Source organism: Arthrobacter sp. StoSoilB19 (assembly GCF_019977275.1).
In the GTDB taxonomy this organism is placed as follows: domain Bacteria; phylum Actinomycetota; class Actinomycetes; order Actinomycetales; family Micrococcaceae; genus Arthrobacter.
The window spans coordinates 3,831,599-3,843,954 of sequence record NZ_AP024650.1 but is presented as its reverse complement, the minus strand read 5'-3'; the positions used below and the strand labels follow the sequence as shown (position 1 = coordinate 3,843,954).

Annotated in this window: 11 protein-coding genes; 9 read left to right on the top strand and 2 right to left on the bottom strand. The window is 65.6% G+C overall.

Annotated features, from left to right (window positions below):
• The first annotated feature begins 36 nt into the window (after nt 1–36).
• From LDO86_RS17775 to LDO86_RS17765, 3 genes are read left to right on the top strand one after another with little or no spacing between them, the layout of a single operon-like run.
• Nucleotides 37–1,620 (top strand): glycoside hydrolase family 32 protein, encoded by a 1,584-nt coding sequence (locus LDO86_RS17775; protein WP_018771748.1) that lies wholly within the window; start codon nt 37–39, stop codon nt 1,618–1,620.
• Nucleotides 1,621–1,654: 34 nt separating this feature from the next.
• Nucleotides 1,655–2,602, top strand: coding sequence for a carbohydrate kinase (locus LDO86_RS17770; RefSeq protein WP_018771747.1), 948 nt, complete (start codon nt 1,655–1,657; stop codon nt 2,600–2,602).
• A gap of 26 nt (nt 2,603–2,628) precedes the next feature.
• Nucleotides 2,629–3,966, top strand: a complete 1,338-nt coding sequence (locus LDO86_RS17765) for a NosD domain-containing protein (protein WP_026266148.1) — start codon at nt 2,629–2,631, stop codon at nt 3,964–3,966.
• Nucleotides 3,967–4,044: 78 nt separating this feature from the next.
• Here the strand turns inward: LDO86_RS17765 and LDO86_RS17760 are convergent, their stop codons facing one another.
• Nucleotides 4,045–5,334, bottom strand: coding sequence for an MFS transporter (locus LDO86_RS17760; protein WP_026266147.1), 1,290 nt, complete (start codon nt 5,332–5,334; stop codon nt 4,045–4,047).
• A gap of 45 nt (nt 5,335–5,379) precedes the next feature.
• Nucleotides 5,380–6,648, bottom strand: a complete 1,269-nt coding sequence (locus LDO86_RS17755) for a M20 family metallopeptidase (RefSeq protein ID WP_018771744.1) — start codon at nt 6,646–6,648, stop codon at nt 5,380–5,382.
• A gap of 137 nt (nt 6,649–6,785) precedes the next feature.
• On the opposite strand from LDO86_RS17755, the gene LDO86_RS17750 reads away from it, so the two are divergent.
• From LDO86_RS17750 to LDO86_RS17725, 6 genes are all read left to right on the top strand, one after another.
• Nucleotides 6,786–7,805, top strand: a complete 1,020-nt coding sequence (locus LDO86_RS17750) for an Lrp/AsnC family transcriptional regulator (RefSeq protein WP_018771743.1) — start codon at nt 6,786–6,788, stop codon at nt 7,803–7,805.
• 195 nt (nt 7,806–8,000) lie between these two features.
• Nucleotides 8,001–9,452, top strand: a complete 1,452-nt coding sequence (locus LDO86_RS17745; protein ID WP_043425556.1) for a cation:dicarboxylase symporter family transporter — start codon at nt 8,001–8,003, stop codon at nt 9,450–9,452.
• Between the two features lie 40 nt (nt 9,453–9,492).
• Nucleotides 9,493–9,792, top strand: coding sequence for a putative quinol monooxygenase (locus LDO86_RS17740; protein WP_026266145.1), 300 nt, complete (start codon nt 9,493–9,495; stop codon nt 9,790–9,792).
• A gap of 92 nt (nt 9,793–9,884) precedes the next feature.
• Nucleotides 9,885–10,763, top strand: coding sequence for a Rieske 2Fe-2S domain-containing protein (locus tag LDO86_RS17735; RefSeq protein WP_223992801.1), 879 nt, complete (start codon nt 9,885–9,887; stop codon nt 10,761–10,763).
• Nucleotides 10,764–10,914: 151 nt separating this feature from the next.
• On the top strand, nt 10,915–11,487 hold the full coding sequence (locus LDO86_RS17730; protein WP_018771739.1) for a GyrI-like domain-containing protein: 573 nt from the start codon (nt 10,915–10,917) through the stop codon (nt 11,485–11,487).
• Between the two features lie 3 nt (nt 11,488–11,490).
• Nucleotides 11,491–12,324 carry an MBL fold metallo-hydrolase gene (locus LDO86_RS17725; RefSeq protein WP_018771738.1) on the top strand — a complete coding sequence of 278 codons (834 nt, stop codon included), beginning with the start codon at nt 11,491–11,493 and terminating at the stop codon, nt 12,322–12,324.
• Nucleotides 12,325–12,356 lie beyond the last annotated feature (32 nt).

Below are 12,356 nucleotides of genomic sequence, written 5' to 3'. Positions count from 1 at the left end.
GCCAGCTCCTTCCACTTCCCAAGGGGAACACCAGACATGTCCAGTTGCCTTGATGCCGCCCGCCCGGAAACAGCTCCGGCAGAAATCTCCAGGTTCCGGCCTGCCATCCACTTCACGGCAAGGGATACCTGGCTGAACGATCCCAACGGCCTGGTGTTCCACGACGGCCTGTACCACCTCTTCTACCAAAACAACCCCTATGGCAGCGTCTGGGGCAACATGTCCTGGGGCCACGCCACCTCCCGTGACCTGCTGCACTGGACGGAACACCCGGTGGCGATTGCGTGCGACGAGACAGAGGACATCTTCTCCGGCAGCGTGGTGGTGGACCGCGGCAACACGGCCGGCTTTGGCTCTGCGGAGCAACCCGCCCTCGTAGCCATCTACACCAGTGCCTTCAAAGCCGCGTCAGAACTGAACGGCACGCAGGCCCAGTCCCTCGCGTACAGCACCGACGGCGGCATGACGTGGCAGAAATACGACGGAAACCCTGTCCTCACCAGGAATTCGGCGAACTTCAGGGATCCCAAGGTGTTCCGCTACCAAGGGGAGCTGGGCGCGTACTGGGTCATGGTCGCGGTCGAAGCGCATCACCAGCAGGTGGTCTTCTACCGTTCGGATGACCTCAAGTCGTGGGATTTCCTGAGTGATTTCGGCCCGGCCAACGCCGACGCCGGTGACTGGGAGTGCCCCGATCTTTTTCCCCTCGCAGTGGACGGGGACCCGGCCAACACCAAATGGGTCCTGATCGTCAACGTCAACCCCGGCGCAGTGGCTGGGGGATCCGGCGGCCAGTACTTCGTGGGCCAGTTCGACGGCGCCCGGTTCGTTCCGGACGCAGGTTCCCTCGTGGCTCCGGCCGGGCTGCGTACCGTCCCGGACCCCTCGGAGGCTTCGGCCGCGCTGCGGCAGTGCCTGTGGCTTGACTGGGGACGCGACTGCTACGCCTCCGTTTCGTTCAGCAACGCCCCGGATAACCGGCGCATCATCATCGGCTGGATGAACAACTGGGACTACGCCAACGAACTGCCCACAGCCCCATGGCGCTCTTCCATGACCCTGGCCCGCGAACTGCGTCTCACCGCAGTCGATGGCTGCGCCCGCCTGGTCCAACAGCCGGTCCTGCCGGAACCCGGCACAGGGGGAGCACTGCCCGCCGCAGGGGAGCACCTGACCGTGGAAACGGTTGAGCTGCGGAACGAAGCCCTCCGCCTGCCGGACCCCGTACCCGGCAGTGCCCAGGTCATCGAGGCTGACATACTGCCCGGCACGGCGGACCGGATCGGGTTCCAATTCTTCGGAAACAGCGACGGCACCGCCGGCGCCATCCTCAGTTACGACCCAGCAACTGCCCAACTCATCCTTGACCGCGGGCAGTCGGGAAACACTGGCTTTCACGGGAAATTCGCTTCGGTTGAGTCCGCGCCGGTCCACCTTGAAAACGGTGTCCTGAAGCTGCTGATTGTCGTGGACCACTGCTCGGTCGAAGTCTTCGCCCAGGGCGGCAGGACGGTCCTGACCGATCTCATCTTCCCAGGCCCCGGCAACACGGAGAACCGGCTGACGATCGACGGAGGCCCGGCAACAATACTCAAGCTCGCCGTCAGTGAACTTGCTTAACGGTTCGCCCTCGCCCAACGAAAGGTCCAAAAAGATGCCAACAGTCCAGCAGACTGCCGACCCAAGGCAGGGCATCGACGTGGTTGTTGTCGGTGAAGCCCTCATGGACATCGTGGTCACGCCGCGGGGCACCGTGGAGCACCCCGGCGGGTCGCCGGCCAACGTGGCCTATGGGCTCGGGCGGCTGGGGGCAAGCACGGCATTGTTCACCTCGATCGGCGACGACCACCACGGCTCCGCCATCGAACAGCACCTCCAAAGCGCGGGAGTCCAACTCCTGCCGGGTTCCCGGGTCCGCGGCGCAACCTCTACGGCCACCGCGGTTCTGGCGTCCGACGGTTCCGCCCAGTACGACTTCAACATACGGTGGGACCTCCCACGGACCGCCCCGGCGGTCCTTCCCAAAATCCTGCACACCGGTTCGATCGCCTCCTTCCTGGCACCGGGAGCGCAAGGAGTCAGGGAGCTCCTTGAGCAGTCCCACGAGCGCTGCGTGGTCACCTACGATCCCAACATCCGCCCTGCCCTGCTCGGCAGCCACTTTGAGGCAAAGACCGTCTTCGAGGAACTTGTTCCGTTCACGGAGGTGGTGAAACTCAGCGATGAGGACGCCCGCTGGCTCTATCCGCGGCTGGCCGTGGATGACATCGCACAGCGAATCGTTGGGCTTGGGGCCGGTCTCGTCGCCGTCACCATGGGCGCGGAAGGATCCCTGCTCTCAACAGGTGGCGCACGGGTGGAAGTACCGTCCGTCAGGTCGGCGGTGGTGGACACCATCGGGGCCGGCGACTCGTACATGGCTGCCCTCATCTACGGACTGCTTATGCGCGGAGCAGACGGGCTGGCACCGTCGGTGCTGGAGTCCCTGGGCCGCATGGCATCCAAGGCAGCGGCCATCACGGTGCGCCGCCCAGGGGCCCACCCTCCAACACTGGAGGAACTGCGGGAGGACCTTCCCGAGCATCAGCCGGTGGCCCCATGAACACCACAACACAAAGGGAAGAAGCCATGTCCAGCAACAACTACTACGACGTGACGACGTGGCCTGCCGGAGACCCGTTCGAGGACGTCGGTGAAGTCATCAACAGCATCATCGATGACATCAAGCACCGGCAGGCCGCCACCGATGCGAACAGCGGAGGAAAACCCGGCGCGGTGATCTACATACCGCCGGGGGACTACCGGCTGCGTACCCAGGTGCTGATCGACATCAGCTTCCTCAAGATCCAGGGATCGGGGCACGGGTTTACGTCCTCCAGCATCCGGTTCAACGTTCCCGAAGACGAATGGCCCAACCTGCACGAGCTGTGGCCCGGCGGCAGCCGCATCCTGGTGGACATTCCCCTCAGCGGCGGCAGCGGGGAATCCCAAGGCGCCGCCTTCTACGTGGAGCGAACCGGGAGCCCGCGGATCAGCTCGGTGGAGTTCTCCAATTTCTGCATTGACGGGTTGCACTTCAGCCCGGACGGCTCGGGGATGCATCCGGAGAACACGTACGTCAACGGCAAGACCGGCATCCATGTGGCGAACGCGAATGACTCGTTCCGCGTCAACGGCATGGGATTCGTGTACCTCGAGAACGCCCTGACCATCTACAACGCTGATGCGCTTTCCATCCACGACAATTTCATCGCCGAATGCGGAAGCTGCATTGAACTGCGCGGGTGGGGGCAGGCGTCAAACATCACTGACAACCTGATCGGGGCAGGCTTCAAGGGCCACTCGATCTACGCGGAGAAGCATGGCGGCCTCCTGGTCACCGCAAACAACGTCTTCCCCCGGGGTGCCAGCAGCATCCGTTTCAACGGCGTCACGCGCTCAAGCGTCACCAACAACCGCCTGCATTCGTTCTACCCCGGCATGGTGGTGCTCGAAGCGAACAGTTCGGAAAACCTCGTGGCCACGAACCACTTCCTGCGCGACCATGAGCCATGGACCCCGTTCCAGGGAGTCGGGAACGGACTGGACGACCTCACAGGGCTTCTCTGCGTCAGCGGCAACAGCAACTCGGTGATCGGGAACCACTTTTCCGAGGTCATCGACGCGCACAGCGTCCGGCCGGCCGGCGCCACGCCGGTCATCATCCGGCTGATGGAGGGGGCGGGCAACTTCGTTTCCAACAACCATGTGGTGGCCCTTGACGTTAATGCCTCGTCGAGTGACTCCTGCTTCGAGGCCCAGGTGGGCGCCCTGCTGGCCACTGGCGCTGCCGACGGCCTCGCCGTGACGGCCGTCGTGGTCGATTCCGCGTCAACGCGGAACACCATCCTTGATTCCGGAACTGACGCCCAAATCAGCGCTGACAGGGCCGCGAATGCCGTCAGGGCCACCCCAACGGCCGGCTGACAACGACAAGCCGGCTGACAACGACAAGAGGTCCCCGGCGCCGGAATGCTCGCCGGGGACCTCTTGGCAGCGGGACGGTCAGTGCGTCAGGTCCTTGCCCTTGGTCTCAGGGATGGTGAACACAAATGCCGCGCTGACCACCAGCAGCAGCACTGCGTACGCATTGAACACCTGCGGCGCGCCAAGCGAGGAACCCAGCCACTGCTGCAGGTAAGGGGCGGTGCCACCGAACAGGGCCACGCAGATGGAGTAGGGGACGCCCACGCCTACGGTGCGGATGGACGTTGGGAACAGCTCGGCGTACACGGCGGGGACGATGGCTGCGCTCGCGGCGATGAACACCAGCATCACGGACATGGACACCGCCAGCTGCCAGGCCGAATCCTTCAGGAGCCAGGTCATGGGGAAGTGCAGCACTGCCGAGCCGATGGCGCCGGCCCAGAGGACTTTCTTGCGGCCGATGCGGTCGGACAGCTTGCCCCATACCGGCAGCGCGGCGATGAAGACGATATTCGCGATGACGCCGGCCCACAATGCCTCGCCGCGGTCGATCTTCAGGGCGGTGGTGGCGTAGCTCGGTGCCACGACGCCCCAGATGTAGTAAATCACCGTGAGGCCCACGGTCAGGCCGATGACCTGCAGCGCCTGCTTGCGGTAGCGGACAATCTGCGGCCAGATCCGCGCGCGCTTTTCGGTGACGGCTTCGCCCTGGAAGGCCTCGGTTTCGTGCAGCCGCGACCGCATGATCAGCGCGTACAGGCCCATGGCGGCACCGATGAGGAACGGCACTCGCCAGCCCCACGCGTTCATCGCCTCGGTGCTCAGGGCCATGTTCAGCACGGCTCCCAGCAGCGTGCCGAAGAGGATGCCCACCGTCCCCGACGTGTAGATCAGGGTGGCCCAGAAGCCGCGGTGCTCCTTGGGAGCCATCTCGGACAGATACGTTTGCGACGACGGCAGCTCACCGCCGTGCGCCAGGCCCTGCACCAGCCGGGCCACCAGCAGCATCAGGGAAGCGAACGCCCCGACGCTGGCAAAGGTGGGGGCGACGCCGATCATCAGGCTGCCCAGCGACGCGAGGCCGACGGCGAGCGTCATCGACGTCTTGCGGCCCACCCGGTCGCCGATCCAGCCGAAGAGGAAGCCGCCGAAGGGCCGGGCCACGAAGCCCACGGCGAAGATCGCCAGCGTGGACAGGACGGCCGATGCCGGGTCCGCTTTGCTGAACAGTTGGCTGGCAATGAACGGGGTAAACGTGGCGTAGATGGCCCAGTCGTACCACTCAACGGCGTTGCCGATGCCGGTGCCGACGACGGTCTTGGCGGTGGACATGCGTCCAGTCTGTGGCTTGGTTGCTGCAACGGACATGGTCTTCTTCCTGGTGGGTTGGGGCATGGTGGCGGTGCTGCCGGGCTAGGAGGCCTGCGAAAGGGCGGCCAGCCGGGAGATGGCGAGTTCCGCATAGAGGGCGGCCCCGTCAGCCAGCACGCCGTCGTGGAACGTTGCGTAGGGTGAATGGTTGAACGGCGAGGTTGCCGGATCGCCGCCCGGGGCCACGGCGCTGAGCCCCACAAAGGTGCCCGGTACCTCTTCGAGGACCCGGGAGAAGTCCTCCGAGCCGCTGAGGGGGGTGGCCCAGCGCGAGAGGCGGCGCTCGCCGAAGAGCTCGGTGATCACCTTTTCGGCGGTGTGGGTTTCGTCCTCGCTGGTGATGGTGAGGGGATACTCCTGCAGGTAGTCGACGGCGACCTCCACCCCGTGCGCGGCGGCGATTCCCTTGAGCAGGCGCGGCACGGCGTCCATCATCTTCAGGCGCGATGCTTCGGAGAACGTCCGGATGGTGGCCTCGATGCGGGCCGATTCGGGGATGACGTTCCGTTTGGTGCCGGCATGGAGCACGCCCACGGACAGGACCACGGGATCGAACATGTTGAACTGCCGGGTGACCATGACCTGCAGGGCAGTCACCATCTCTGCCGCCACGGTCACCGGATCCTTCGCCGAGTGCGGGGCCGAGCCGTGGCCGCCGGCGCCCAGCACCGTGACTTCAAGCCCGTCGGAGGCGCTGAGCATGACGCCGGGCTTGGTGCAGAAAGTGCCATGCGGTTCCAGTGAGGAGAACACGTGCATGCCGTAGGCCGCCTGGACGCGCGTGCCCGCGGCGTCCAGGACACCTTCCCGGAGCATGTAGCTGGCGCCGTCGAACCCTTCCTCACCCGGCTGGAACATGAGGACGACGTCGCCACGGAGTTGGTGCCTCTTCTCGGCCAAAAGGGTGGCGGCACCGGCGAGCATGGAGGTGTGCAGGTCGTGGCCACACGCGTGCATGGCACCGTCAGCCTGGGAGGTGAAGTCCACGCCGGTCTTCTCCTGGACAGGCAACCCGTCCATGTCGGCGCGAAGCAGGACGGCGGGGCGGACCGCGCTGTCCCCGGCATGGCTGTCCCCGGCACTGCTGCCGCCGTTCCCCTGCTCCCCGCCCGGGTGCCCGCCGCGCAGGACCGCGGTGACCGACGTCGTGTCCTTGCCCAGCGTGATCTCGTAGGGAAGTCCGTCCAGCGCCTGAAGGACCCGCTCCTGGGTGCGGGGGAGGTGCAGGCCAATTTCCGGCTGCCGGTGCAGGTCGTGGCGGAGCCGGATGAGGTCTTCCTGCAGGTCCTTGGCGTCGTCGGTTATGGGCACGTGTCACTCCTTGGAAATAGGCATCAGGGCTTGTGGACTATTCTGAAGTGGCGTGGTTCACATCAGACGAAAGCGCTGGAATTATTCGTGGAATGCCGTTTGCGGGCGGAATTCGCGCATCAAAGAAAGGTGGTCCGATGGAGCTCAGTGAGGATGACCTTGCCCTGATCCAGGTCCTGCAGGCCGCGCCGCGCCTGGGGTGGACGGACGCTGCCAAGGTACTGGACGAGCATGCCACCACGCTGGCGGCCCGCTGGGAGCGCCTTACGGAAAGCGGGGCGGCGTGGGTGACGGCGCACCTGGCGGGTGACCCGAAGCAGATGCTCCTGGCCTACGTGGCGGTGGACTGCGAGATGAACCGCCGGGACAGTGTCACGGCGGAACTGGCTGCTGTTCCCGAGATCGTGACGGTGGAGGAGGCGGCCAGCAACCGCGACCTGATGCTGACCGTCATCACACGTTCACTGGAGGAGTTCAGCGACAAGATCATTACCCGCCTCAAAGCGGTTGAGGGGCTCACAAAATACCAGGTGGCCCTGTGCACCCGGCTGCACAGCAGTGGCGACGACTGGCGGTTGAATGTCCTGAGCCGTTCACAGTTGGCCACGCTGCGCACGCTTGGCTCCCCGGCTGTTCCGGATTCCGCTCGGCCCGGCCACCTTCCGCAGAGCCACCTCGACCTGCTGCCGTTCCTTGCCAGGGACGGCCGCGCGACGGCGGCTGGGATGGCCCGCTCCCTCGGACGGCACCCGGCAACCGTGCAGCGTCAGTTGAACCGCGTGCTGGCAAGCGGCATCCTGTCGTTCCGCTGCGAGATCGCCCAGCGGTATTCGTCGTTTCCGGTGACCTGCCAGTGGTTTGTCAACGTACCAGCAGGCCAGCATGAGGCGGCTGCCGCCGGGATCCGCACCATCAGCAATGTCCGGTTGAGTGCCTCCACCACCGGGCCCACCAACTTTGTCATCATCATGTGGCTCCACACGCTGGCGGATGTCATGTCCGCCGAACTGGCGCTGCAGCAGAAGGTGCCGGGCATCGAGATCGTGGAAAGTGCGGTGATGCTGCGCACCGTCAAGCGGGTGGGCTGGATGCTGAAGGAAGACACGACGGCGAGTGGCGCCGTCGTGCATGCCGGAAGCCTGGGTGCCGCGGAGTGAGCGGGCATTGCGCCGCAACAGCGCACACGTCCCCTGGATAGCACGCTTCATCTTTAATTGTTCCGCATTACGGATTTATCTTTCCGGAAACATCCGTTTCCTACCGTTGGGGTGATCCTGCGGCGTCCGATGGCGCCGCCGTCCGAAGCAGGCGTCCTCCTGGATGGCGTCCTCCCTAACGAACAGGCACCCCGCATGAAGACCACCGCGCCCGCACCGCAGCCGCAAGTTCCGGCATCCGCGCCACGCACGAAACCGCTGTACAGGTCCCTCTTCGTCCAGATCCTCGCGGCGGTGGTGGCGGGTATCCTGGTGGGCCACTTCTGGCCGGACCTCGGCGCAGGGCTCCGTCCGCTGGGCGACGGCTTCATCCAGCTGATCAAGATGATCATCGCGCCGCTGATTTTCCTGGTCATCGTCACCGGCATCGCCGCGGTCAGCGACGTGAAGGCCGTGGGCCGGGTGGGTATCAAGGCCCTGGCCTACTTCACGGGTGCCACCCTGTTCGCGCTGGTCTTCGGGCTGGTGGTGGGGAACCTGGTGCAGCCGGGAGCCGGGCTCAACATCGACCCCGCAACCCTGTCCCAGGATGCCCTCAATGCCAAAACCGCCACCGCCCCGCCCAAGGATGCCGGAGCCTTCCTGCTGGGCATCATCCCCACCAGCGTCATTGGCGCCTTCGCCGGCAACAACCTCCTGCAGGTCCTGTGCTTCTCCGTGTTCTTCGGGGCGGCGATCGTCGTCGTCGGACGTGAACGCTGCCTGCCGGTGATCACCCTGATGGAAACGGTGCTGGAACTGTTCTTCAAGATCATGGCCTGGGTGATGCGGGCAGCGCCGGTGGGTGCCTTCGGTGCCATGGCCTTCATCATCGGCCAGTACGGCCTCGATTCCCTGGGGACGTACGCTGTGCTGATTGCGGCCTGCTACGGCGCCGCGGTGGCATTCATCGGGCTGCTGTTCATGGTGGCGTGGGCCTACCCGCGGGTGCCGCTGTGGCAGTTCATGAAATATACGCGCGAGGAGTTCCTCCTGGCGCTGGGGACGGCGTCCACGGAGTCCGTACTGCCCCGGATCATGACCAAGCTGACCAACGCCGGCTGCTCGCGTGCCACCACCGGGCTGGTGGTTCCCACCGGCTACTCCTTCAACCTTGACGGGGCCGCCCTGTACCTCTCCATCTCGCTGCTTTTCCTGGCGCAGGCATTTGGCTACAACCTGGACCTGGGCCAGCAGTTGGCGGCCCTGGGAGTCCTGATGCTGACATCCAAGGGCATGGCGGGCGTTCCCGGTTCCGCCTTCCTGGCCCTGTCCGCCACTGCCGGGGCGCTGGGCATCTTCCCGGTGGCCGGCGTCGCGCTGCTGCTGGGCGCCGACCGGCTGATGGACTCCATGCGCGTCGTGGTGAACCTGCTGGGAAACTGCGTGGCCACCTTTGTCGTGGCCAAGTGGGAAGGGCAGTTCGACCGCGCCGCCATGTTGCGTGCATTTGCCGGTGAAGGTACGACGGCGGAAGCGGCCGGGCAGCCAGCCCCCACCAAGGTGCCGCAAGAGGAAGCGCCGCGCTCCGCCGTCGGGCCTGCCCACCAAAGCGCCGTGTCAGGCGGCGTCCCTGCGGAGCCCGCCGCGCCGGCGGTGGTCCCGTAGGTTCACCACCTCCTTCAGCCCCATGCTGCACAATGTCCCCATGACGTTTGCCAATGTGGGACTTCTTGGAACCAAGCCAGGCCAGCGCGACGCCCTCGTGGCCATCCTGCTCCGGCCTAAGCCCGGGATGAAGGAAGCCGGCTGCCTTCTCTATGAGGTGGGCATCAACGATGACCTGCCGGACACCGTCTTTGTTTCCGAACTCTGGGAATCCGCGGAAGCGCACCAGGCGTCGCTGGAACTGGCCAGCACGCGCGCCGCAATCGCCGAGGCGATGCCGCTGCTCTCAGGGGAGATGGGAGGCCACCGGTTTGCCGTTGTGGGGTCACCCCTGCGCTGACGGCGCCGGAGGCAGCCTGCCCAATAAACGGGTCTCCTGGACAGGGTGTTCTGTGATGAGTGGATTGCGGCGATTGGGGTAAGGGAGGACACATGAAACCGTTGCCCGCACTTGAGCTTGTCACCCGTTTCGAAGATGCCGAATGGCTTGACCCGTTGGCCAGGACTGTCCGGAAAGCCGTCAAGAAAGTCATCAAGCCCCAGTGGGCCCGGGACATCCTGCACGGCGTCCCCATCGGCCACCCGGTCCACCCCCTCGCTGTCCAGGTGCCGATTGGCGCCTGGGTCTCGGCGGGCGTGCTCGATGCCGTTCCCGGTGGCGAAAAAGCTGCCAGGTTGTTGATCGGTGTGGGCACCGCAAGCGTGCTTCCGTCCGCGCTGGCCGGGCTCATGGACTGGTCGCAGCTGCACCCGCAGCAGCAGCGGGTGGGCCTGGTGCACGCGGCGGCCAACGTCACGGCAACCGGCCTCTACATTGCATCACTCGTCCAGCGGGCCAGGGGCGGCCAGGGCGGCGGCAAGGTGCTTGCGTACCTGGGGCTCGCCACCGTGGGCGCCGGCGGGTTCCTTGGCGGGCACCTGACCTACCGCCAAGCCGCAGGGGTCAACCACAGCGAGGAGATTCCGCACCGTTTTCCGTCCGGCTGGCATCCGCTGTCCCCGCTGGCTGAACTGCCGGAGGGCGGCCTCCATAAGCGCGTCGCGGCCGGTATTCCGCTGCTGGTCCACCGCGAGGGCACCACCATCAATGTGCTGTCCGATGTCTGCAGCCACCTTTCCGGACCGCTTCACGAAGGCAAGATCAAGGACGTCGGCGGGGACGCATGCGTGGTCTGCCCCTGGCACCGGAGCACGTTCGCACTGCGCACGGGTGAAGTGAAGGCCGGTCCCGCCACGTCCAGGCAGCCGGTCTTCGAAACGCGCGTCACCGGGGACACCGTAGAAGTGTGCCTGCCCGGGGCCGACGGGTAGTGCGGGCGGACGGGTAGTAAGGACATTCGGCCCTACTGGCTGCTGTCACGCCGGGGAAAACTGGCTCCATGGGTTGGCTGCGTGTACGGTGAGTGACCTCCGGCAGGACATTGCGTCTCTCTACAAAACCCGCAAAGGAACTGTCGACTTCGTGGACGTTCCTCCGCTGCTCTTTGCTGTCGTCCAGGGTCAAGGGGACCCTGATGGGCCAGCATTCGCCGGGGCGGTGCAGGCGTTGTTTACCGTTAGCTACGCGGCACACTTTGGTCTTAAGAAGCAGTCCGGTGAGGTGACAAAAGTGATGCCCCTCGAAGCCTTGTGGTGGTTCGAGGACCCGGACCACACGGAGCCGACGGAAGCCGTGAGCGCAGGCTTCACGGGACTCGGGGGCTTTGCCCGGGAGTCATGGCGCTGGCAGGCCATGATGGTGCAGCCTGAACCGATCGATGAAGCCCTTCTTGAGCGGGCCGTGGAAGAATCCCGTCCCAAAGGGCTTCCCGGTTTGGAGTTGGTCCGCTTCGAGCGTTGGGAAGAGGGCCGCTGCGCGCAGGCGCTCCATATCGGTCCCTACGCGGATGAAGGCCAGACCATCGCCCTTCTGGACGCGGCCATCACGGCCGCCGGATTGAAGGTCCGGGGGCGGCACCATGAGATCTACCTCGGCGATCCGCGACGCAGCGCACCGGAAAAGCTGCGCACTTTGCTTCGCCACCCAGTGGTGTGATTCATGATGGTGCGGATTTCAGAACCACGGGAGATTGCCTCCGGAGTGGTCCTCATGACCACCGGTTCAGGGCCCATGGCCTCAAATCTCTACCTTGTGAGGTCAGGTTCCGCGTGGGTGATGGTTGACTGCGGATGGGCGGCCAGTGCGGAGCCGGTCCGCAAGGCTGTGGAAGACATGCTCGGATCCGGGACTGCGCCCGCAGCCATCTTCCTGACGCACATCCATCCCGACCACTCGGGCGCTGCCGGGGCCCTGGCACGGCGGTGGGACATCCCGGTGTTCGTCCACCAGGCTGAATTGCCCATGGCTGCCGGGCGGTACATCCCTGAGTTCTCCATGCCGTTGGACCGGTGGCTCATCGCCCCGTTCCTGTGGTCCCTGCCGGCCCGTGCACGCCGGCGGGTTGAAGCCGCAGGCGACATCACCGACGTGGTGCAGAGCCTGCCCCGGGACGGAAAAATGCCAGGTCTACCCGAGTGGGTCGCCGTCCCAACGCCCGGCCACACCGCCGGACACGTGGCCTACTGGCGATCCCGCGACGGTGTCCTGATCACTGGTGATGCTGTTGTGACGGTCAACTTGAACTCGATTCGCGGGCTCCTGCCGGGAAGACAGGATCTGTCCGGGCCTCCCTGGTACACCACGTGGAACTGGAAGCTGGCCATGGAATCAGCCAGGCGCCTGGCGGAGCTGGGCCCACGGTTGCTGGCACCCGGGCACGGACCGCCCCTGGCCATGGGGGTGGTGCCCCGGCTCCGGGCCCTGGCCGCCAGGGAGCGTGCCTTGCGGATTCCACTTCGTCGCCGCCTTGGGGGAGCGCCCGAGGCTGCATAGCCACATGGGCGTCGGCAGTAAACCAGGCATGC

What these genes read in the sequence shown, in the direction of transcription:
- LDO86_RS17775 (WP_018771748.1), top strand. Translation starts at nt 37, where the DNA reads ATGTCCAGTTGCCTTGATGCCGCCCGCCCGGAAACAGCTCCGGCAGAA.
- LDO86_RS17770 (WP_018771747.1), top strand. Translation starts at nt 1,655, where the DNA reads ATGCCAACAGTCCAGCAGACTGCCGACCCAAGGCAGGGCATCGACGTG.
- LDO86_RS17765 (WP_026266148.1), top strand. Translation starts at nt 2,629, where the DNA reads ATGTCCAGCAACAACTACTACGACGTGACGACGTGGCCTGCCGGAGAC.
- LDO86_RS17760 (WP_026266147.1), bottom strand. Translation starts at nt 5,334, where the DNA reads ATGTCCGTTGCAGCAACCAAGCCACAGACTGGACGCATGTCCACCGCC.
- LDO86_RS17750 (WP_018771743.1), top strand. Translation starts at nt 6,786, where the DNA reads ATGGAGCTCAGTGAGGATGACCTTGCCCTGATCCAGGTCCTGCAGGCC.
- LDO86_RS17745 (WP_043425556.1), top strand. Translation starts at nt 8,001, where the DNA reads ATGAAGACCACCGCGCCCGCACCGCAGCCGCAAGTTCCGGCATCCGCG.
- LDO86_RS17740 (WP_026266145.1), top strand. Translation starts at nt 9,493, where the DNA reads ATGACGTTTGCCAATGTGGGACTTCTTGGAACCAAGCCAGGCCAGCGC.
- LDO86_RS17735 (WP_223992801.1), top strand. Translation starts at nt 9,885, where the DNA reads ATGAAACCGTTGCCCGCACTTGAGCTTGTCACCCGTTTCGAAGATGCC.
- LDO86_RS17725 (WP_018771738.1), top strand. Translation starts at nt 11,491, where the DNA reads ATGATGGTGCGGATTTCAGAACCACGGGAGATTGCCTCCGGAGTGGTC.